Origin of the sequence: Pseudorhodobacter sp. (assembly GCF_034675685.1) — a bacterium.
Lineage (GTDB): Bacteria > Pseudomonadota > Alphaproteobacteria > Rhodobacterales > Rhodobacteraceae > Pseudorhodobacter.
The window spans coordinates 175,768-196,102 of the sequence record NZ_JAUCDA010000017.1; the positions used below are offsets into that span (position 1 = coordinate 175,768).

The following is a 20,335-nucleotide window of genomic DNA, read 5'->3' on the forward strand; positions in this document are numbered from 1 at the left end:
GCGATGACTGAAAAGAACACATCAGGCCGGGGCCAGCGCGATCTGCGCGTGCGGGTGAAAACGGCAAAGGGGCGGAAACTGTCGTCGACCCTGTGGCTGGAACGGCAATTGAACGACCCCTATGTGATCCGCGCCAAGAAAGAGGGCTTTCGGGGGCGCGCAGCCTACAAGATTGCCGAGCTGGATGAGAAATACGGGTTTTTGGTGCCTGGCGCGCGGGTTGTCGACCTTGGCTGTGCGCCGGGGGGCTGGTGCCAGATCGCGGTGACGCGGGTGAATGCGCTGGGGCAGAACCCGAAAAAGCCGGTGGGTACGGTTCTGGGCGTGGATCTGCAGGCGATAGAACCGATTTCAGGCGCGCAGATCCATCAACTTGATTTCCTGTCCGAGGAAGCCGATGCGCTGGTCAAAGGCTGGCTGGGGGGCAATGCCGATGTGGTGATGTCGGATATGGCGGCCTCGGCTTCGGGGCACAAGGGCACCGACCATTTGCGGATTATTGCGCTGGTGGAAGCGGCATTGGAATTTGCTTTTGACGTGCTGGATGAGGGCGGCACCTTTGTCGCCAAGGTTCTGGCGGGCGGGGCCGAGCTTCACATGCTGAATGAGTTGAAAAGGAACTTCAAGAAGGTTGCGAATGTAAAGCCAGCCGCAAGCCGTTCGGACAGTTCTGAAAAATTCGTGGTGGCGATGGGGTTTCGTGGGCGTGCGGCGATGGCGGCGGATACGGGCGGCCAAGATCCAGAAGCATAAAGCGTTTTGGAAAAGACGTGATCCAGTGTTGATCGCCGGTGCCCCAAGCGCGGCAGGTTAGCGGCGATTAAGGCTTTTGCCGAATTGCTGCAGGGTTTTAACCGAGCATCTTTTCACATATGCCCCCCAGATACGATAAAAGGCACCTTTGGGTGCCTTTTTCAGGGTCTGTCGATGGTATTCAGGGCCTTAGCCGCGCCAGGTGCGAACCGGGCCGCAATCCATATGCACAAAGTTGGATCGGCTGTAGCTGCCAACCCCGCCGGATGCACAGGCCGCTGCAGCCTTTGACATCTGGCCGATACTGCGTGATTTCAACCGCAGGTCGGCGGCTTGCCCGCGCATATGCAGCGAATTCTTGGCAACACCGCGTGACTTGCCGCGCAGCATCGCATTCGTCTGTGGGCTGCGATACCCCGAGAGCATCATATAGGGTTCAGACACGTCCATCAGCCGATGCGACGCAGCCATGATATCCACTGTGCGCGCGTCAATGCTGGTCGATGTTCCGGTCCGCCAATCCCGCATGAAGTGGTTGATTTCTTTCAGGGCGTCTTTGATATAATCACCATCGACCCAGTAAATTGTGTCGATGCTTTCACCGGTTCGCCCGGAATACATGCGAATACGGCGAATATCGCCTGCACCACGCAAAAAGCCAAAAGCGTTGCTGAAGGTTGGTGTTGCGATCAAAGCCGTTGCCGCAAAAGCACCAAGCAGCCCACGCCGCGAGATCATCGTCATACTATCGGTCATTTAAGCGCCTGTCCCGTCGCTGGTATTCTACCACCTTATGGTGGTCTTTACTGCTACTTATCCCAAGTGCCCTTGCCTTATTGCACAGGAAGAATCGCAACCCAAGTAAAGATTTGCCATGGTTCCCAACATGGCGCCCAATAGGCAAAAATTTGCTTAAATCGGGCCGGGTCGCTAAAACTGTGGCAAAATAAAGCCACGTTGCGGGAATGCGACAGTTTGTACCCTTTCCACGGGGAAGTATGTGGACAGCTACCGCATATTGGTGAATTTTAAAGGGGTTAGGCTGCTGCTAGAGGATGTCATGATTAAAAGAATTACGCTCCGTCCTGTTTTGACCCGTGGAGCAAAGACTGTTTTACTTTCTGCCCTCCTGTGTGGTGGTGCCATTTTACCGGGTAACGCGCAGACCAAAATTTCATTTTCGGTGGCAACAGAGATTGGCCCGTTCAGTAAATCGGTTGCCGCAGCCGCGTCTGATGACAAAGTGATTGCCGAATTCTATCGTGATTCCAACTATGCCCCGATCTGGACCGGCGAAGGCCATGAGGCCCGGCGCTCGGCGCTGCTTGCGGCCTTGGCGGGGGCCGGGGCGCATGGCCTGCCGGTCAAACGCTATGATCCGGCCACGCTGATATCGCTGTCGCGCAATGCGCGCACCGAAGGCGACCGTGGGCGGCTGGAAGTGCTGATGACCCGCGCGCTGCTGGATTATGCGCATGATGTGCAAACCGGTGCGCTGACGCCGGGCAAGGTGTTGGGGCTGATCAAGCGCGAGGTGCCGTTGCGCGACCGGCGGGCCAACCTCGAGTCGTTTCTGGCTGGCGAGCCTGTGGCGTTTCTGAAATCGCTGCCGCCGCGAACCCAGGCCTATGCGCAACTGATGCGCGCCAAGTTTGAGCTGGAACAGCGCGTGGCCTCGGGCGGTTGGGGGCCCAAAATCTCGGCAAGCGCGCTAAAGCCGGGGGCCAGCGGGCCAGCGGTTTTGCAATTGCGTGACCGTTTGGTGGCGCTGAACTATCTGCCGCGCAGTGTGACGGCCAGCTATGATGCCTCTATCCAAAAGGCTGTGCAGGCGTTTCAGGCCGATATGGGCCTGGAGGCCGATGGCGCAGCAGGGGCCAGCACCATAGAGCAACTGAACATCGGGCCGCAGGAACGGCTGGAGGCGGTCGTCGTTGCCATGGAACGCGAACGCTGGATGAATATAGAGCGCGGGCCCCGCCATATCTGGGTGAACCTGACCGATTTCACCGCCAAGATCGTCGATCATGGCCTGGTCACTTTCACGACGAGATCGGTCATCGGCGCAGGGGCCGCAGATCGTCAATCGCCGGAATTTTCGGATCTGATGGAATTCATGGTGATCAATCCAACGTGGAACATTCCCCGTTCGATCACGACCAAAGAATACCTTCCGATGATGAAGCGAAACCCGAACGCGGCGGGGCATTTGAAAATCATCGACAGCCGAGGCCGGGTTGTGCCGCGCAGTGCGATCAATTTCGCGGCCTATACGGCGCGCAACTTTCCGTTTGCGATGAAGCAGCCGCCATCAGACGGCAACGCGCTGGGGTTGGTGAAATTCATGTTTCCAAACCAGTACAACATCTATTTGCATGACACGCCGTCAAAATCGCTCTTTGCGCGTGAGGTGCGGGCGTTCAGCCACGGCTGTATCCGGCTGAGCGACCCTTTTGATTTCGCCTATGCCTTGCTCGCCGCGCAGACCGATGATCCGGTTGGGCTGTTCAAATCGCATCTGACGACCGGGCGTGAAACCACCGTCATGCTGGATGTGCCGGTGCCGGTGCATCTGGTTTATTTCACGGCCTATCCGTCGGGCAAAGGGCGGATAGAGTATCGCCGCGATATCTATGGGCGTGACGCGACGATTTTCCGCGCGTTGCAAGAAGCCGGGGTGGTGCTGGGGCCGTATCAGGGCTAAATCCTTGCGCAAGCGGGCTGGGTTGGCCTGATTTGGAAGGAGCCGGAAATGGGTCACACTATCGCACAGATTGCCAAGGCGCTTGGCGCAGAGGCGGCCGGGGACCTTTCTTTGCAAATTGCGCGCGCAGCCGAGCCGGCCCTGGCGCGTCTGGGTGATCTTGCCCTGGCGATGGACCCGAAATACGCCGAAGGGCTTGGCCAGGGGGCCGCGGTGGCCGCGCTGCTGTGGCCGGGGGCCGATTGGCAGGCGCTGGGGCTGAAAGCCGCGATTTTTGCGCCGCGTGGACGGTTGGCGATGGCGGGGCTGTCGCGTATTCTTGACGCTGGCCCGGCAATTGCGCCGGGGGTGCATGCCATGGCCGTGATTGACCCGACAGCGGTGATTGGTGCAGGGGCAGCGATTGCGCCATTCGTGGTTATTGCTGCAGGGGCTGTGATCGGGCCGAATGCCCGGATTGCCAGCCATGTGTCCATCGCCGAGGGGGCGCAGATTGGTGCGGATGCGCTGATTTTGCAAGGCGCGCGGATCGGCGCGCGGGTGGTGATTGGAGATCGCTTCATCTGCCAACCCGGTGCCGTGATTGGTGCGGACGGGTTTTCTTTTTGTGACGCCGGAAAAATCCGGGGTCGAGGAAATTCGTAAAACGCTTGGACAGCGTGACGAGATCACGGCGCAAAGCTGGGTGAGAATACATTCACTTGGTGCCGTAAGTATCGGTAATGATGTAGAAATTGGTGCAAACGCTTGTATTGACCGTGGCACGATCCGTGATACCAGTATTGGCGACGGCAGCAAGCTCGATAATCTGGTTCATATTGGGCATAATGTGCAGGTGGGCCGTGATTGCTTGCTGTGCGGGCAGGTCGGGATTGCCGGATCAAGCCGGATTGGCAATCGTGTGGTTCTGGCGGGGCAATGCGGGGTGAATGACAATATTTTTGTCGGCGATGATGTCATTGCCGGTGGTGGCACCAAAATCTTTACCAATGCGCCTGCGGGGCGGGTTTTGCTGGGCTATCCTGCGGTAAAGATGGAGACCCATCTGGAAATGCAAAAGGCCTTGCGCAGATTGCCGCGAGTGATGAAGAATCTGTCACAAACGCCTGACAAGAACGGATAAGGCGCTTGGGCAAAGGGGAATAGGATGCAATCGGTAGAAGACAAGGTGCGCGCCATCATTGCAGAGCAAGCCGGGCTTGACCCTGCGGATGTCACGGCGCAGAGCACGTTGGAAAGCCTTGGGGTGGATAGCCTTGGCGTGGTTGAAGCGATCTTTGCGATCGAGGAAACCTTTGATATCTCGGTGCCTTTCAATGCCAACACGCCGCAGCAAACCGGGTTTGACCTGACATCGGTCGCGACAATTGCCGCCGCCGTTCAGGGCCTGATTGATCAACGCCGCGCATGAAACGGGTTGTGATCACCGGGGCGGGAACCGTGAACGCACTGGCGCAAGATGTGGGCGGCACCTTTGAAGCCCTTCGAGAGGGGCGCTGTGGCATAACCGCGCTGGAAATTCCCGAGATTGACCGGCTCTCGATCAAGATCGGGGGGCAGGTGCATGGCTGGGATGCCGAGGCGCATTTCAGCCGCCAACAGCTTGTTTTTCTGGATAGGTTTACCCAGTTTGCGCTGGTCTCGGCGCGGCAGGCAATCGCGCAATCGGGCCTGAATTTTGACGGCGGGCTGGGTGATGAAGCGGGCGTTGTGCTTGGCACGGCTGGTGGGGGGGTCACTACCTGGGATGAAAGCTATCGCGCGGTTTATGCCGAGGGTAAAAACCGGGTGCATCCGTTTGTGGTGCCAAAACTGATGAACAACGCCGCCGCCAGCCATATCTCTATCGCGTTCAACCTGCGTGGCCCAAGCTTCAGCGTCGCCACCGCCTGCGCCAGTTCAAATCATGCGATGGGGCAGGCCTTTCACATGATCCGGTCGGGGATGACCAGGGCAATGGTGACCGGCGGGTCAAAATCTATGTTGTGTTTTGGCGGCATAAAGGCGTGGGAGGGCCTGCGCGTGATGTCGAAAGATGGCTGCCGCCCGTTCAGCCTGACGCGCAATGGCATGGTGCAGGGCGAGGGGGCGGCGGTTTTTGTATTCGAGGAATATGAACACGCCTGCAACCGCAACGCCGATATTTTGGCCGAGGTTCTGGGGTTTTCGATGTGCTCGGACGCGGCCGACATCGTAATGCCCTCGCGGCAAGGGGCGGCAAGGGCGATTGCTGGCGCGTTAAAGGATGCGCGGCTGACGCCGGGGGATGTGGGCTATATCAACGCGCATGGCACCGGAACCGCGGCGAATGACAAGACAGAATGTGCAGCGGTGGCCGATGTCTTTGGGCCGCAGTCGGATGGGGTGATGATGTCCTCGACCAAATCCATGCATGGGCATTTGATTGGGGGTACGGGGGCCGTGGAATTATTGGCCTGTATCATGGCGGTGCGCGATGGAATTATCGCGCCGACGATTGGCTATGAACAACCGGACCCGGACTGCGCGCTGGATGTGGTTCCCAATGTCGCGCGTCAGGTGCGGGTGAAGGTGGCGCTTTCAAACGCCTTTGCCTTTGGCGGGTTGAATGCGGTTTTGGCGCTGGGTCGGGTGTAACCTGACCGCAAGGTGGGCGGCATTCGCCGCCCTGCGCCGAAAAGGCTGTTTGCAGGTAACCTGACGCGGCCGGGTAAACCCAAAACTCTCAAAAAGCGCGTGTCCGGGTTTGCACCCAACCTAAATCAGATTGGGTGCGAATTGCTTTAGTTGCCGTTGGCTTTGTTGACAGCGTCAAAGCCCGCGGTGAAACCGGCAAGCGAGATGGTCAATTCGACTTTATCAGGAGAGAACACCTGAACAAGTGTGAGCTTTGCCTCTTTGCCCTTTTTGAAGCCGTCAAGTTCGGCCTGCGTAAAGCCGATCTGGGCGATGCAGCCGATTTGCTCGCACCATGAGAAAGGGTATTTGCGGGTAGTTCCGCCATCCACTGAAAGTGACAGACCCGCAGTCAGTTGAGTGCCGAGAGGTACGATTATATCAGCGCCAGCAACCGCTTTTGGCCTGGCGGGATGGTCGGCGGGAAGGCTGGCGAAAATGAATTGGGCAACCGGGTTTTCACCGCCATCCTTGAGCAGCTGAACAAGTTGGCAAGGATCGGAACCATCTTCGGTTTTGATGCAAGTCTGTTCCCAAGCACCGAATGTGCCAGCCGAATAGCTAGAGCCGATGCCATCGTTAGCGGCCCCCTCTTCCTTGCCCATCGACAAGCCGGGCGCGACCGCCGCAGGGGCAGCGGCGGCATCAGCCGCAGGCGCTGTGGTTTCGGGGGCTGTGGTTTCCGGGGCGGGGGCCTCGGGCGTGGTGGCTGCGTCTTGCGCAAAGGCCGCGGTGCCGATGAACAGACAGAGGGTAGTTGCGAGAAGCTGTGCGGTTTTGGTCAGAGGCATTCGGTTCGGTCCTTCAATGGTTTGAACGGCAAATACCACGCGCTTTGAGGAAAGTCAGGCCCGAATTGAAGCCAAGGCAGGGTAGTTTAGGATGACGATGGATGACGGCAGATTTTCGCGCATCACAGCAGGGTTTGGGCAGGCGTCGCTGCCACCAAGCCCTGCTGCGGCCACCGGATGATGCGCATCACCGGGCAATAGAAAAACGCCGCATTTCAAAAAATAAAGGGCCGGCGAACCGGCCCTTGATCTGAATTTTTTTGCTCCCTGTCGGACTGGCCGACTTCATTGAAAGACAATTTAAGGCCTATTGCATGAAGCGTCAACAGGAAATCGCGATGCAAACCCTGGCGGGAAAGGTGAAGAAAACGGCGTATTTTCAACGCTGCGGCCGGTTTGGCTGGTAAAGGCCAGGCCAGCACGCCCGGAACCATGATCGCCAAGAACGATGCTGGCACAGCGCCGTCAAAAATGTATTTTGGCAGTATTGGACCAAGGGCTGCAGCGAAAGCAGCGACCGGCAGAGAGGGATATTTCGGGATGGCTGAAACTGGTATTTTTGTTGGAGGTGGCGGCGAGGGCTATGGCGATCCGCAAAGCCTGTTGCTGGGCTATGGCAACCGGCACGGGTTGATTGCGGGGGCCACGGGAACCGGAAAAACCGTGACGCTGCAGATCTTGGCCGAAGGGTTTTCGGCAGCCGGGGTGCCGGTATTCCTGTCTGATGTGAAAGGAGATCTTTCAGGGATCGCCTTGCCGGGGTCAGAGGGCCACAAGCTGCACGCGGCCTTCGGCAAACGGGCGGCGACGATCGGGCTCGATCTGACCTACGCGGCGTTCCCGGTCACATTTTGGGATCTGTACGGCAAGCAGGGCCATCCGGTCCGGACAACGGTAGCCGAGATGGGCCCCTTGCTGCTGTCGCGCTTGCTGGAACTGACAGAGCCGCAAGAAGGGGTCATGAATGTTGCCTTCCGGATGGCCGATGATGAAGCCTTGCCGATGTATGATCTGAAAGATCTGCGCGCCATGCTGACGTTTATTGCCGAGAATGCGACGGCGATCAGTGCGAGCTACGGCTTGGTTTCCACCAGTTCCATCGGGGCGATTCAGCGTCGGCTTTTGGTGTTGGAAAATCAGGGTGGGGCGAACCTGTTTGGCGAACCCGCGCTGGAGCTTGCCGATATGATGCGGCTGGACACGGAGGGGCGCGGGCGTATCAACATTCTGGCCGCCGATCAGTTGATGGCCGCGCCGCGACTTTATTCGACTTTTTTGCTGTGGTTGTTGTCGGAATTGTTTGAGGAGCTGCCCGAGGTGGGCAACCCCGACAAGCCGAAACTGGTGTTTTTCTTTGACGAGGCGCATTTGCTGTTTGATGGCGCGCCCAAAGCCTTGGTGGACAAGGTGGAACAGGTGGTGCGTCTGATCCGGTCCAAAGGGGTCGGGATTTTCTTTGTCACGCAAAAGCCAGCCGATGTGCCGGATGATGTTTTGGCGCAGCTTGGCAATCGCGTGCAGCACGCATTGCGGGTCTTTACGCCGCGCGACCAAAAGGATTTGCGGCTGGCGGCGCAGACCTACCGCGAGAATCCGCGCTTTTCGACCGAGGACGCGATCAAAGAGGTGGGGACTGGCGAGGCTGTCACCTCATTCTTGCAAGAAAAAGGGATTCCGGGGGTGGTCGAGCGTACCTTGATCCGGCCCCCCAGCAGCCAGTTGGGGCCGATTGATGCCGGCACGCGGGCAATGCTGATGGCAGGCTCACCGATTGCCGGGAAATATGAGGCCGAGATCGACCGCGATTCGGCCTTTGAACGGTTGCAGGCGCGGGCTGATGCTGCAGCCAAAGAGGCGGCGGCGGCTGAGGCGGCAGAGGCCAAAGCCGCGCAAGATGCCAAGGAAGAAGAACGCGAATTCAATTCGGCGCGACGCTATGATGGGGGCCGCAGGTCAGAGCCAAAGGCGACAACGCGCAAACGCGCCTCTGATTCTGTGGGCGAGGCCTTTGCCAAGTCCTTTGCGCGGCAATTGGGCGGCAAAAGCGGGCAAGCAATTGTGCGCGGAATTCTGGGGTCGCTGTTCAAGCGGCGATGAGAGGCAGGGCGCGTGATTTGCCACGCAACAGCCTTTGGATATGATCCTCAGACAGTGTTTCCTGAAATCGGTCCAATGGGCCGATTTTACCCGCCCCCTTGGGCGAGTGGGAAGTCACTCCCACTCAATGGTGCCGGGGGGTTTTGATGTAATGTCGTAAGTTACCCGGTTAATCCCTTGAACTTCATTGATAATCCGCGTGGCGGTTTCGCCCAGGAACTCATGGGTGAAAGGGTAGAAATCGGCGGTCATGCCATCAACGCTGGTGACTGCGCGCAGGGCGCAGGCGAAATCATAGGTGCGCGCATCCCCCATCACGCCCACGGTGCGCACGGGCAGAATGGCGACGAAGGCTTGCCAAATCTCATCATAAAGCCCGTGTTTGCGGATCTGGTCAATATAGACGGCATCGGCTTTTTTCAGAATCTCCAGCTTTTCGCGGGTGATTTCGCCGGGGCAGCGGATGGCAAGGCCGGGGCCGGGGAACGGGTGGCGCCCGATGAAGGACGCGGGCAGGCCAAGTTCACGGCCCAGCGCGCGGACTTCATCCTTGAACAGCTCGCGCAGGGGTTCAACCAGTTTCAGGCCCATCTTTTCCGGCAGGCCGCCGACATTGTGGTGGGATTTTATGGTCACGGAGGGGCCGCCCGAAAAGCTGACCGATTCGATGACATCGGGGTAAAGCGTGCCTTGGGCCAGAAATTCCGCGCCTGCGATCTGGTTGGCGTATTTCTGGAAGACGTCGATAAACAACCCGCCGATGATTTTGCGCTTGGTTTCGGGGTCGGATACGCCATCCAGCTTGCCCAGAAACAGCTCTAATTCGTTGGCATGGATCAGCGGAATATTGTAATTCTCGCTGAACATCTTGATGACCTCATCGGCCTCATTCAACCGCAACAGCCCGTGATCGACGAAAACGCAGGTCAGTTGATCCCCGATCGCCTCATGGATCAGGACGGCTGCAACCGAACTGTCGACACCGCCCGACAATCCGCAGATCACCTTTTTATCACCAACCTGCGCGCGAATTTTGGCAATCGCATCTTCGCGATATGCGCCCATCGTCCAATCGCCAGCAAAGCCTGCGATGCGAATAAAGTTTTCGTAAAACCGCGCACCATTCGGGGTGTGATGCACCTCGGGGTGGAATTGCACGGCGTAAAAGCGGCGGTCCAGATCGGCAATAACCGCAAAGGGCGCGTTGGGAGAGGTGCCATACACCTCAAACCCCGGTGCGATTTTTGAGACGTGATCGCCGTGTGACATCCAGACCTGTTCGCGATCGGTTGTGAACCAACCATCCAGCAGATCGGTTCTGGCTGCTGTTGGCGTCACAAAGGCGCGGCCAAATTCGGCGGTGCCATGGCCGCGTTCCACCTTGCCGCCAAGGCAATGCATCATGACTTGCTGGCCGTAACAGATGCCCAGAATCGGCACGCCCAGATCAAACACCGATTTTGGCGGCATCGGCGCCCCATCGGCAAAGACCGAAGCCGGGCCGCCCGACAAGATCACCGCTTTTGGCGCAAACGCGGCCAGAAAGGCATCTGTCACCTTGTTGAACGGGTGAATTTCGCAATAGACGTTCAATTCGCGCAAGCGCCGCGCAATAAGCTGCGTCACCTGAGAGCCGAAGTCGATGATGAGGAGGCGTTCGTGATGTGTCATATCAGCGGAATAAGCGGGGATGGGTCGAATCGCAAGAGGCCAAACGCGCGCTTGTGGCCGAGGCCGAAGGGGCCACGGTACGGATTTTGGCGGCATCTTCCCCCCAAGGGTGCTTTTGCCATGATGAAACCGTAGCGGGTTTTGTCGGTTTTGAGTGGCAAGTGACGGAAATGTGGAATGAATGGCGGCAAGGCTGCGGCATAAGGTCTGAAATTAAGCCGCAGTTTGGCGGGCAATCATGGAGATTTCGCGATGAATGACGTTGCAGGGCGCAGAGCACGGGGCGGTGGCGGATCGGCACGGCGGGCGGAGCGAACAGCCGTCAGCTTTGATGTGGCGAAATATATCAGCCGCAACATTCCGAATTTCGAGATTCTGAATGAAGAAGCGTTGCAGATTATTGAGTACAATGCGGAAACAGTCCTGGAAGAGATCGGCGTCAACTTTGTTGATAACCCCGCTGCGTTGGATCGTTGGCGGGCTGCCGGGGCAGATGTGCAAGGCGAGCGTGTGCATATTCCGCGCGGGCTTGCGCGGCAGCTTTGCGCCACAGCGCCTTCGACATTTACCCAACATGCGCGCAATTCGGATCGTAACGTCGAGATCGGCGGGCGCAATCTGGTGCTGGCGCCGGTGTATGGCCCCCCCTTTGTGCGGGATCGGGTCGGTGGTCGGCGCTATGCCACGATGGCGGATTTCGAGAAATTCGTGAAACTGGGCTATATGTCGAAATGGCTGCACCATTCAGGCGGCACGGTTTGTGAGCCGACGGATATTCCGGTGAACAAGCGGCATCTGGATATGCTGCGCGCGCATATGGTGTTGTCAGACAAGCCGTTCATGGGCTCGGTGACCGAGCCCGAACGCGCCGCGGATTCGGTGGAAATGTCAAAGCTGCTGTTTGGGGCCGATTTCGTCGACCAGAATGTGGTAATGACCAGCCTTATCAACATCAATTCCCCGCTTACCTTTGATTCGACGATGATGGGCGCGTTGGAGATTTATGCAAAGGCGGGGCAGGCGGCGATTATCTCGCCCTTTATCGTTGGTGGCGCGATGGCCCCGGTGACGGTGGCGGGGACGCTGACGCAAGTGTTGGCCGAGGTGCTGGCGGGCGTTGCCTATAGCCAGTTGGTGCGGCCCGGAGCGCCGGTGATTTTCGGGGCGTTTGTGACCTCTATTGATATGAACTCGGGTGCGCCGACATTCGGCACGCCCGAGGCCGCGCATATCACCTATGGCGCGGGGCAATTGGCCCGGCGGCTCAAGCTGCCGTATCGGTCGGGCGGGGCGTTTTGTGGGTCGAAACTGCCGGATGCGCAGGCGGCGTATGAGACGGCGAACAGTTTGAACATGGCGCTGCTGTCAGGCGTCAATTTCATGCTGCATGCTTGCGGTTGGCTGGAAGGCGGGTTGGTTTCCAGTTTCGAAAAATTCGTGATGGATGCGGACCAATTGGGTACGCTGCACCACTTGGCGCAGGGCGTGATGATAGATGACAACGGGCAGGCGATGGATGCGCTGCGCGAGGTTGGGCCGGGTGGGCATTTTCTGGGCTGTGAACATACGCAAAAGAACTTCAAAACCGCATTCTGGCGGTCGGATCTGTTCGACTACAAGCCCTTTGAAACCTGGTATGAGGAAGGCGCGCGTGATACCGAAACGCTGGCAGCGAACCGGGTTGAAAAGATGATTGGGGATTATCAGGCCCCGGCACTGGATGAGGCTGTGCGCGATTCGATTGATGATTATGTGGCGCGCAAAAAGGCTGCCATGCCGGACGCGTTTATCTGAACACCGCCCGGATTGAGCGGTTGAAGGCCCTTCCCGTCTGGAAGGGCCTTTTGCATGTCAGGCACCGGCCTGTGGGCGAAGCAAGCGGGCCTCGGCCATCATCGCAATCAGCAGTTCAACATGGCGGGCGATGGAATAGCCCGCATCGCCAGCGCGCCGGGTTTCTTCGGTGCGTTCCTCGGCATCAAACAACCTTGCGAGGGCCGCTTCGGGGTTGGGCGGTGTGGTGGTATTGATCAGTCGGCGCAGATCGCGGTCGCGGCGATAATCATGGATACCATGATGCGCGGCGCGGATAAGCAGCCGTGGGCGGCGAAGATTTGCAAGAAGTGTGCTAAGATCTGTCATTTTGGCCTCCGATGAATTGTGTGGGAATGTTGCATCAACACAACCAAGCGTTGCGCAGCTTTCGTTTTCAGCGAGCGCTGCTTTTGCAATTGTTTATGATTTGGAAACAATTATGGGCAAAAGCGATGATATTAACGGACAGGTAACCAATGCTGCCCAGAGTTGAAAATGTCCAAAGCTGGACCAAAGGCCCGCAAAGGGTCGCACAGGACGTTGTGATGGGATCAAACCTGAGTTCGGAACTTTCGCTGCCTGCATGGCTGCCGGATGCGGTACGCCTGTATCTTGACCACACGGAGCAGGGGGTTTCCTTGCGGCAATTGGCAAAGCGTGAAGGCTGCCATGCGTCAACCGTGATGCGTCAGGTGCGCCGCTATGAAAGCCGCCGCGATGATCCGCTGGTGGACGAAGCGCTGTGTGCGCTTGGGCGGGTGCAGGACCTCCCCCCTTGTACCCCCCCCAGCCGGAAGGACGCCCCCGCCATGACAGCCCCGATAAGACAGGACAGGTTGACGATTGATGACGCCACGGTATTGCGCGAAGGTCACAAGATCCTGCGTCGCCTGGCCGAGGCCGATACCGTGCTTGCGATTGCCGCCGATATGGAAAAGGCGGCGGTGTTGCGCAGCTTTCCTGATGGGCGCACGCTGCGTCTGGCGGTCATTGACCGGGCGGTCGCGCAGGCATTTGCGTTGCAAGACTGGATCACTTGCCCAAAGCCGGGGCGGGTATCAACCTATTTGATCACGCAGGCCGGGCGCGCCGCATTGAAGCAGATGGAGACGCAAAGCGCAGGCAATGGCATGGCTGAGGCGGCTGCTGATTTTGGCATGCAGCCGGGTGCCTGGGATGGGCGCGCGGCGGTTGATCGCGCCCGCGCTGATGACGGAGAGGAGCGGCGGGTGCGCTATAATTCCGCCGAAAGCCCGGTGCAGGTTCTGGCCCGGCGGCGTGACCGGGACGGCAAGCCGTTCTTGTCGCCTGAATTGGTCGCAGCCGCCGAGCAGCTGTTGATGGATTTCGAACTGGCGCAGATGGGGCCGCGCGTTACCCAAAACTGGGAGCGTTTTTTGACCGCAAGCGACCGGGGCAGCTATGGACCCGATAGCAAGGCCGGGGGCAATTCTGGCGGCGGGGCGCGGGATGCACGCGACCGGGTATCAGGCGCGCTGCGCGATCTGGGGCCGGGCTTGGGCGATATGGTGCTGCGTTGCTGCTGCTTTCAGGAAGGGCTGTAAGTTGCGGAAAAGCGAATGGGCTGGTCGGCGCGGTCGGGCAAGATTGTCTTGCGCATTGCCTTGCAACGATTGCGCCTGCATTATGACACAACCTATGGCAAGCATGGCCCGCTGATTGGCTAGGCAATGGATGGGCTGAAATGCGCAAGGCGGGCCTTTGGCCCGCCTTTTGGGTTTTGCACCGCCACTTTCATGGTCAGACCCGCGAGGGGCGCCTTCACTTTGCAACGACGCCAAGCCACCTGCGCCTAGCGGCCTTGTGACGCTGCGGCAGCGAACAGGGCTGGCACTGGTTGTCTCAGGCTTGAAAAGGGCGTAATCGGTATGAGAACACATCTGTCAGGGGAAAAATCTTGCGTGATCTTAAATTGCCAGACCAGCGTCACCCCGAAAAGGCGCATCGCGCTGACAATGCACAGCCAAAGAAGCCTGACTGGATCAGAGTGAAGGCACCGACATCGGCGGGCTACAAGAAAACCCGTGATATCTTGAAAGAGCAAAAGCTGACGACGGTTTGCGAAGAGGCAGGCTGCCCGAATGTCGGCGAATGTTGGGGGCAGGGCCATGCCACCATGATGATCATGGGCGAGATTTGCACGCGCGGCTGTACATTTTGCAATGTGGCTACCGGCAAGCCGCAAACTCTGGATACGTTTGAGCCGGGGCGCGTGGCCCATGCGGTGCAGCAATTGGGGTTGAAGCATGTGGTTGTCACCTCTGTCGATCGGGACGATCTGGAGGATGGCGGGGCCGAGCATTTTGCCCAAACGATCCGCGCGATCCGCCACCGCAGCCCCGAGACGACGATAGAGATATTGACGCCGGATTTCCTGAAATGCCCATCTTGGGCGTTGGAAATGGTGGTCGAGGCGCGGCCGGATGTGTTCAACCACAACCTTGAAACCGTGCCCGGCCTATACCCGACGGTGCGCCCCGGCGCGCGGTATTTTCATTCGCTGCGTCTGTTGCAACGGGTAAAAGAGCTGGATTCCGCGATGTTCACCAAATCCGGGATCATGGTCGGCTTGGGCGAGGATGCGCAAGGCGTGCGGCAGGTGATGGATGATATGCGCGCGGCGGATGTGGATTTTTTGACCATCGGCCAGTATTTGCAGCCAACGCCCAAACATCACCGGGTCGCGCGCTTTGTGACGCCGGAGGAGTTCAAGAGCTATGAGACGGCGGCCTATGGCAAAGGATTCCTGATGGTATCCGCCACGCCCCTGACGCGATCAAGCTATCATGCAGGCGATGATTTTGCGCAAATGCGTGCGGCGCGTATTGCAAAACTGGCACAGTAAACATTGGCGAGGCAGGGGGGCTGCCTGCCCCCCAACCGGATTTGGCATTTGCCAAATCCGCCCCCTGAAAGCGTGTCAACCAGGATGAAGCGGATCAATCGGCAATCGCTGGCACGCGCTTGAGATAGGCTGCGATGGCGGCGCGGTCAGCCTGTGGCAGGCGCGCCATGTTTTCCACCACATGCACCATATGGCCACCAACCGAATCGTAATCCGGGGTAAAGCCGCTGGTCAGGTATTCGGCGATCTCATCCACCGACCAGTCAAGTTTGGCGGGCGTGATATTGGGGATGCGGCCTTTGCCCGAAGGGTCGGCGGCCCCGGCCAGCCATTTGCTGCGATCCAGCCCGCCAAGCGCGTTGCGGGGGGTGTGACATTCACCGCAATGTGCCAGCGCTTCGGCCAGATAGCGGCCGCGGATTTCCTGATCGGTCAAATCGCCCTCAATCACCCATGCCTTGTTTTCAAACAGGAATTTCCAGCCGCCCAAGCTGCGGCGGACGTTGAAGGGAAAGCCTAGCTCATGCGGTTTACTGGCCAGAGGCGAGGGCGGCAGCCTGTCCATGAAGGCCTTGAGGTCAGCGATGTCCTGCATCTGCATCTTATTATAGGCGTTGTAAGGAAATGCGGGGTAATAATGTGCGCCACCGGGCGAAACGCCCCGGCTGACGGCAGTGGCAAAACTGGCCAGCGACCAGCCCCCGATACCGTTTTCCACATCAGGTGAGATATTGGGGGCGAGGAACGTCCCGAAGGGCGAGGCGAATTGTTGGCCACCAGACAGGACCAAGGCCGCCTCGGCCTTGGCGCCATCGGCCATGTGGCATGATGCGCAGCCTGCGGCCCAAAACACCGCCTCACCCTGTGCCGCATCCCCGGTCAGCCCAGCCGTTTGGTCAGGGGCAAGCGGGCGGGGGGTGGTAACGCCCCAGAATACGGCCCCGCCAAGGGCAGCAAGGAGGGCGGCAGAGGCAAAAAGGCGGCGCATGAAGGCTCCTGTCGTTGGGCAATTATGCAAGGGGCGCAGATGAGCTTGCCGGTTCGGGCGGCATAAGGCAAGGTTGACAGATCTCAGGGGCGGGGCAAACGATGGGCGCGGCCGCCTCCGTTGGGTGTAAGCCAATCGGGCCAACCAAAGACATATTCAAAGGCAAACAGCAAAAGACAGGCCGCGATGACGCCAAGCACCAGCTTTACCCGTGCCGGTGAGGGCGGATGGCGCGCCCATTTCGACAGGCGCAAAAACCAAAGGTAGTTCATCGGGCCCTCCTGACATGTCTGGCCAGATCCTGCCAGGGTGCGGCGCTGAATGTGGCACGCGCGGCCCCCGAAGGCGAGGGCAGTACCCAAATAGCAAGGTCAGGAAAAAGCGGTGACTGTGTGCGGCCGGCGCGACAGCGGTGGCCCAAGGCGATCTTGGCTGCGGTCAGGCTGGTGAAGGCCAGGGTTTCGGGGGCAAGCGCGGTGATCACCGCCGCCAGACGGGCGGGGGCGTAGGCGGCGGCGGGAATGTCGCGATCCATGCCGAAAACACCTTTGGCCAGATCGGTCAGGCCAAGGCCGAGGCTTGGCATAAGGTGATCTTCGTCGGGGGCGAAAAGACGCGGCGTCAGCCCGGTTTCGGCCAAGAGCGGCCAAAAGCGGTTGCCGGGGCCGGCATAGTAATGCCCGCGCTGCGCCGATTTACGGCTGGCCGCCGTACCGCAAAAGATCAGCTTCAACCCCGGTGCCTAGCAGGTCAGGCAGCATCAAGCGCCATCCGTAAAGCGCACTTTGCCAATATAGGGCAGGTTGCGGTTGCGTTGGGCGAAATCAATTCCATAGCCCACGACAAATTCATCGGGAATCTCAAAGCCGGTCCAGGTCGCTTTGATATCCGCCTCGCGCCGGCTGGGTTTGTCCAGCAAGGCGCAAACCTCTATCCGCGCCGGGTTGCGCGATTTAAGCAGATGCAACACATGATGCAGGGTAAAGCCGGTATCCACGATATCTTCGACCACCAAGACATCACGCCCGGCAATTTCACCCCGCAAGTCCTTCAGAATACGGACCTCTTTGCTGCTGACAGTGCTGTTGCCATAGCTTGACGCTTCAAGAAAATCGACTTCGACCGGCAGGTCCAGCTCGCGCACCAGATCGGCGATGAACACGAAAGAGCCGCGCAGCAGGCCGACGACGATCAGCTTGTCCGTGCCCTCGAAATGCGTGCGGATTTCGCGGGCAAGCTCTTCGATCCGGGCCGCGATGGATTTGGCCGAGATCATTTGGTCTATGACATAAGGTCTCGTTAGCATGGCGGCCCCTTGATTTTTCTGGTCTGTTTATCCAATACCACAACGCAAGTCACGCCAAAGACGGAAATCAATAGCACAATGCCGCGACATTCTGAGACCAAACGACTGCCGTATACTGCCGATCAGATGTATGGGCTGGTGGCGGATGTCGAATCCTACCCGAAATTTCTGCCGTGGAATTCTGCGGCGCGGATCCGATCTCGCAAGCAGATTGACGGTGGCGAGGTTTTGGAGGCTGATCTTGTCATCAGTTTCAAGGTGTTTCGCGAACGTTTTGGCAGCCGCGTCACGCTATGGCCCGAGGCGCGCAAGATTGACACCGAATATCTGGACGGGCCGTTCAAATACATGCGCTCCACCTGGGCGTTTCGGGATGTGGCGGGCGGCTGCGAGGTGGATTTCATGGTGGATTTCGAGTTCAAGAACGCGATTTTGCAAAGCATCATCGGGATCGTTTTCAATGACGCGATGCTGCGCATCGTGCGGGCCTTTGAACGCCGCGCAGCCGCGCTTTACGACCTGTCAGCGTAACGCAGCCGCCAGCAAGTGCAGCGCGTGGCTGGTCGCCGCGCGGCGCACATTGGCCCGGCCAATCGCCCCAAACTCTCGGGTTTCGGTGCGGGTGGGCTGGCCGCGCTGCGCAAGGCCAAAACAGACGCGGCCCTCGGGTTTATGCGCCGAGCCGCCGGGCCCGGCGATGCCCGTGATCGAGACGGCAAGCGCAACACCTGCCTGGCGCAGCGCCCCTGCCGCCATTTCCACCGCCACCGCCTCGGATACGGCACCATCCGTGGCAAGGGTTTCGGGCGATACGCCCAGCATCGCGATTTTGGCGGGGTTGGAATAGGTGACAAAGCCACGATCAAACACGTCGGATGACCCCGGAATTTCGGTTAAGGCTGCGGCCACAAGGCCACCCGTACAACTTTCAGCCGTTGCGATGGTGAAGCCGCGCGCGCGCGCTGCGGCCAGAATTCTGGCCGCCAGATCTTCGGCGCTCATATCAGCACCAGATGGGCAAGGATGGCAACACCCACAGTGCCGATGCCCGCAAACAGCCCGGCCCACAGGTCATCAATCATCACGCCATCGGCATCGCCCCGTGCATCGGCACGGCCCACAAGCCACGGTTTCCACACATCAAACAGCCGAAACAGCAAAAACGCCGCCAGCCAGCCAGGATAGGGAAAACTATCGCTGGCAAGGCCGATATACCAAAAGCCGAAAGACGGGAACAGCAGGGCGATCCACATGCCTGCGACCTCATCAATCACAATCTCGGACGGGTCCTCACCGGGCCTTTCGGCAAGTTCGGCGCGGCAGGCCCAAAAGCCAACAAACGTGACCACGACCGTCGCAATGGCAAGCAACGGGAAATGCCCGATCCGGTGCAAGATAAGCCCGACGCCAAGCGCCGCCGCCGAACCCCAGGTGCCGGGGGCAGGGCGCAACAGGCCTGCGCCAAAGAAGATTGATACGACGCGGCTCAGGGTCATGGCTTTACCAATGCGGCTGTTGCAATTGCGGCTATGCCTTCTTCGCGGCCGGTAAAGCCCAGCTTTTCACTTGTGGTGGCCTTGACCGAGACGCGGTCCACGCCCACTTGCAGTATATCGGCAAGTGCGTGCCGCATGGCCAAGGCATGCGGGCCGATTTTTGGGCGTTCGCAGATCAGGGTCACATCGGCATTGCCAAGCATGAAGCCGCGCGCGCGGGCCTGGGCTATCGCATGGGCCAGAAAGATATGGCTTGCCGCGCCTTTCCATTGCGGGTCCGAGGGCGGGAAATGTTGGCCGATATCGCCATCCGCCAAGGCGCCGTAAATCGCATCGGTCAGGGCATGCATGCCGACATCAGCGTCCGAATGGCCCAACAGACCCCGGCTATGGGGCAGCTTTACACCACAAAGCCAAAGGTGATCGCCCTCACAAAAGGCGTGCACGTCAAAACCATTGCCAAGCCTGATATCCATTCAACGTTCCTTTGTCGGTTCTGCAAGACGACGGGCTGCCAATATACGTTCGGCGCGCAAGAAGTCACCGGGCAGGGTGATTTTTATATTCTCTTCATCGCCGTCAACAATGGCCACTTCAAGCCCTGCCGCACGGGCCACCTCGACATCATCGGCGGCATCGCCCGCATGGCTGCGATGTGCGGCAAGGATTTCAGCAAAGTGAAAGGCCTGTGGCGTTTGGGCGCGAAACAGATGGGCGCGGCTTTGCACCGCCATCACCCGGCCACTTTCACCGCGCCACAAGGCATCGGTGACCGCAAGAGCCGGGGCGGCGGCCTTGTGGGTTCGCAAGGCATCACGCAGCCGATTTATCATGGCAAGCGACGCGAAAGGCCGCGCGCCGTCATGGATAAAGACGGTTTCGATATTCAGGCCCACCAAGGCTTCCAAGGCGTTCTTGACCGATTGCGCCCGCGTGCCTGCGCCAAGGACGCAGTGCACACCGGGCCCCAGTGTGGCGGCACGGGCGCGATCATCAGGGTGAAGGGTGACAACGATCGTGGAAAAACCGGAAATCGCACGAAAAGCCGCAACCGTGTGCTGCAAAACGGCGGCGCCCCCAAGCATCTGCCATTGCTTGGGCACGTCCCCTCCGGCGCGGCTGCCACGCCCTGCGGCGGTGATGATGACGGCGCTGGTCATGTTGCGGGTCCAATGATCTGTTGCATTTTGTTT

Annotated in this window: 21 protein-coding genes and 2 pseudogenes; 10 read left to right on the forward strand and 13 right to left on the reverse strand. The window is 59.1% G+C overall.

Annotation, left to right across the window (positions count from 1 at the left end; all coding sequences use genetic code 11):
- Window positions 1–3: 3 nt before the first annotated feature.
- Window positions 4–753, forward strand: a complete 750-nt coding sequence (locus VDP61_RS15195) for an RlmE family RNA methyltransferase (RefSeq protein ID WP_323007712.1) — start codon at window positions 4–6, stop codon at window positions 751–753.
- Between the two features lie 189 nt (window positions 754–942).
- Here VDP61_RS15195 and VDP61_RS15200 read toward each other — a convergent pair whose 3' ends face one another.
- Window positions 943–1,509: a YcbK family protein gene (locus VDP61_RS15200; protein ID WP_323007713.1), complete on the reverse strand. Its 567-nt coding sequence runs from the start codon at window positions 1,507–1,509 to the stop codon at window positions 943–945.
- Between the two features lie 304 nt (window positions 1,510–1,813).
- Between VDP61_RS15200 and VDP61_RS15205 the strand changes: the two genes are divergently transcribed.
- The 4 genes and pseudogenes from VDP61_RS15205 to VDP61_RS15220 all read left to right on the forward strand — a co-directional run bounded on the left by VDP61_RS15205 (window position 1,814) and on the right by VDP61_RS15220 (window position 6,073).
- Window positions 1,814–3,457 (forward strand): L,D-transpeptidase family protein, encoded by a 1,644-nt coding sequence (locus tag VDP61_RS15205; RefSeq protein WP_415233417.1) that lies wholly within the window; start codon window positions 1,814–1,816, stop codon window positions 3,455–3,457.
- A 48-nt stretch (window positions 3,458–3,505) separates the two neighbouring features.
- A pseudogene (locus VDP61_RS15210) lies at window positions 3,506–4,580 on the forward strand (UDP-3-O-(3-hydroxymyristoyl)glucosamine N-acyltransferase).
- A 24-nt stretch (window positions 4,581–4,604) separates the two neighbouring features.
- Entirely contained in the window at window positions 4,605–4,868 is a 264-nt protein-coding gene (locus VDP61_RS15215) for an acyl carrier protein (protein ID WP_323007715.1), read from the forward strand.
- Window positions 4,865–6,073, forward strand: a complete 1,209-nt coding sequence (locus tag VDP61_RS15220) for a beta-ketoacyl-[acyl-carrier-protein] synthase family protein (RefSeq protein WP_323007716.1) — start codon at window positions 4,865–4,867, stop codon at window positions 6,071–6,073. The genes VDP61_RS15215 and VDP61_RS15220 overlap by 4 nt, the downstream gene beginning before the upstream one ends.
- Window positions 6,074–6,219: 146 nt before the next feature.
- On the opposite strand, the gene VDP61_RS15225 is transcribed toward VDP61_RS15220, so the two are convergent.
- On the reverse strand, window positions 6,220–6,903 hold the full coding sequence (locus VDP61_RS15225) for an invasion associated locus B family protein (protein WP_323007717.1): 684 nt from the start codon (window positions 6,901–6,903) through the stop codon (window positions 6,220–6,222).
- A 215-nt stretch (window positions 6,904–7,118) separates the two neighbouring features.
- On the reverse strand, window positions 7,119–7,346 hold the full coding sequence (locus tag VDP61_RS15230; RefSeq protein WP_323007718.1) for a hypothetical protein: 228 nt from the start codon (window positions 7,344–7,346) through the stop codon (window positions 7,119–7,121).
- Window positions 7,347–7,443: 97 nt separating this feature from the next.
- Between VDP61_RS15230 and VDP61_RS15235 the strand changes: the two genes are divergently transcribed.
- Window positions 7,444–9,000: a helicase HerA-like domain-containing protein gene (locus VDP61_RS15235; RefSeq protein WP_323007719.1), complete on the forward strand. Its 1,557-nt coding sequence runs from the start codon at window positions 7,444–7,446 to the stop codon at window positions 8,998–9,000.
- A gap of 114 nt (window positions 9,001–9,114) precedes the next feature.
- On the opposite strand, the gene guaA is transcribed toward VDP61_RS15235, so the two are convergent.
- Window positions 9,115–10,671 (reverse strand): glutamine-hydrolyzing GMP synthase, encoded by a 1,557-nt coding sequence (gene guaA / locus VDP61_RS15240; protein WP_323007720.1) that lies wholly within the window; start codon window positions 10,669–10,671, stop codon window positions 9,115–9,117.
- 252 nt (window positions 10,672–10,923) lie between these two features.
- On the opposite strand from guaA, the gene VDP61_RS15245 reads away from it, so the two are divergent.
- Window positions 10,924–12,465 (forward strand): trimethylamine methyltransferase family protein, encoded by a 1,542-nt coding sequence (locus VDP61_RS15245; protein ID WP_323007721.1) that lies wholly within the window; start codon window positions 10,924–10,926, stop codon window positions 12,463–12,465.
- Window positions 12,466–12,522: 57 nt separating this feature from the next.
- Here the strand turns inward: VDP61_RS15245 and VDP61_RS15250 are convergent, their stop codons facing one another.
- A complete protein-coding gene (locus tag VDP61_RS15250) occupies window positions 12,523–12,813 on the reverse strand; it encodes a DUF6477 family protein (protein ID WP_323007722.1) in 291 nt (96 codons plus the stop codon).
- Window positions 12,814–13,031: 218 nt separating this feature from the next.
- Here VDP61_RS15250 and VDP61_RS15255 point away from each other — a divergent pair.
- Window positions 13,032–14,174, forward strand: a pseudogene (locus VDP61_RS15255) (DUF6456 domain-containing protein).
- A gap of 230 nt (window positions 14,175–14,404) precedes the next feature.
- Window positions 14,405–15,352 (forward strand): lipoyl synthase, encoded by a 948-nt coding sequence (gene lipA, locus VDP61_RS15260; protein ID WP_323007723.1) that lies wholly within the window; start codon window positions 14,405–14,407, stop codon window positions 15,350–15,352.
- A gap of 94 nt (window positions 15,353–15,446) precedes the next feature.
- On the opposite strand, the gene VDP61_RS15265 is transcribed toward lipA, so the two are convergent.
- The 4 genes from VDP61_RS15265 to hpt all read right to left on the reverse strand — a co-directional run bounded on the left by VDP61_RS15265 (window position 15,447) and on the right by hpt (window position 17,646).
- Window positions 15,447–16,340 (reverse strand): cytochrome c, encoded by an 894-nt coding sequence (locus VDP61_RS15265; RefSeq protein WP_323007724.1) that lies wholly within the window; start codon window positions 16,338–16,340, stop codon window positions 15,447–15,449.
- Between the two features lie 83 nt (window positions 16,341–16,423).
- Entirely contained in the window at window positions 16,424–16,612 is a 189-nt protein-coding gene (locus VDP61_RS15270) for a hypothetical protein (protein WP_323007725.1), read from the reverse strand.
- A complete protein-coding gene (locus tag VDP61_RS15275) occupies window positions 16,609–17,073 on the reverse strand; it encodes a mismatch-specific DNA-glycosylase (protein WP_323007726.1) in 465 nt (154 codons plus the stop codon). Before VDP61_RS15275 ends, VDP61_RS15270 begins: the two co-directional genes overlap by 4 nt.
- Before the next feature lie 27 nt (window positions 17,074–17,100).
- The gene (gene hpt, locus VDP61_RS15280; protein ID WP_323007727.1) at window positions 17,101–17,646 is read right to left on the reverse strand and encodes a hypoxanthine phosphoribosyltransferase; all 546 of its coding nucleotides are present in this window, start codon (window positions 17,644–17,646) and stop codon (window positions 17,101–17,103) included.
- A 78-nt stretch (window positions 17,647–17,724) separates the two neighbouring features.
- Between hpt and VDP61_RS15285 the strand changes: the two genes are divergently transcribed.
- Window positions 17,725–18,177 (forward strand): type II toxin-antitoxin system RatA family toxin, encoded by a 453-nt coding sequence (locus VDP61_RS15285; protein WP_323007728.1) that lies wholly within the window; start codon window positions 17,725–17,727, stop codon window positions 18,175–18,177.
- Here VDP61_RS15285 and VDP61_RS15290 read toward each other — a convergent pair.
- From VDP61_RS15290 to ispD, 4 genes are read right to left on the reverse strand one after another with little or no spacing between them, the layout of a single operon-like run.
- Complete coding sequence (locus VDP61_RS15290; protein ID WP_323007729.1) at window positions 18,169–18,648, reverse strand: nicotinamide-nucleotide amidohydrolase family protein; 480 nt, start codon at window positions 18,646–18,648, stop codon at window positions 18,169–18,171. The genes VDP61_RS15285 and VDP61_RS15290 overlap by 9 nt on opposite strands.
- Window positions 18,645–19,142 carry a phosphatidylglycerophosphatase A gene (locus tag VDP61_RS15295; protein ID WP_323007730.1) on the reverse strand — a complete coding sequence of 166 codons (498 nt, stop codon included), beginning with the start codon at window positions 19,140–19,142 and terminating at the stop codon, window positions 18,645–18,647. The genes VDP61_RS15290 and VDP61_RS15295 overlap by 4 nt, the downstream gene beginning before the upstream one ends.
- Window positions 19,139–19,618: a 2-C-methyl-D-erythritol 2,4-cyclodiphosphate synthase gene (gene ispF, locus VDP61_RS15300; protein ID WP_323007731.1), complete on the reverse strand. Its 480-nt coding sequence runs from the start codon at window positions 19,616–19,618 to the stop codon at window positions 19,139–19,141. The genes VDP61_RS15295 and ispF overlap by 4 nt, the downstream gene beginning before the upstream one ends.
- Entirely contained in the window at window positions 19,619–20,302 is a 684-nt protein-coding gene (gene ispD, locus VDP61_RS15305; protein WP_323007732.1) for a 2-C-methyl-D-erythritol 4-phosphate cytidylyltransferase, read from the reverse strand.
- Between the last annotated feature and the right edge of the window lie 33 nt (window positions 20,303–20,335).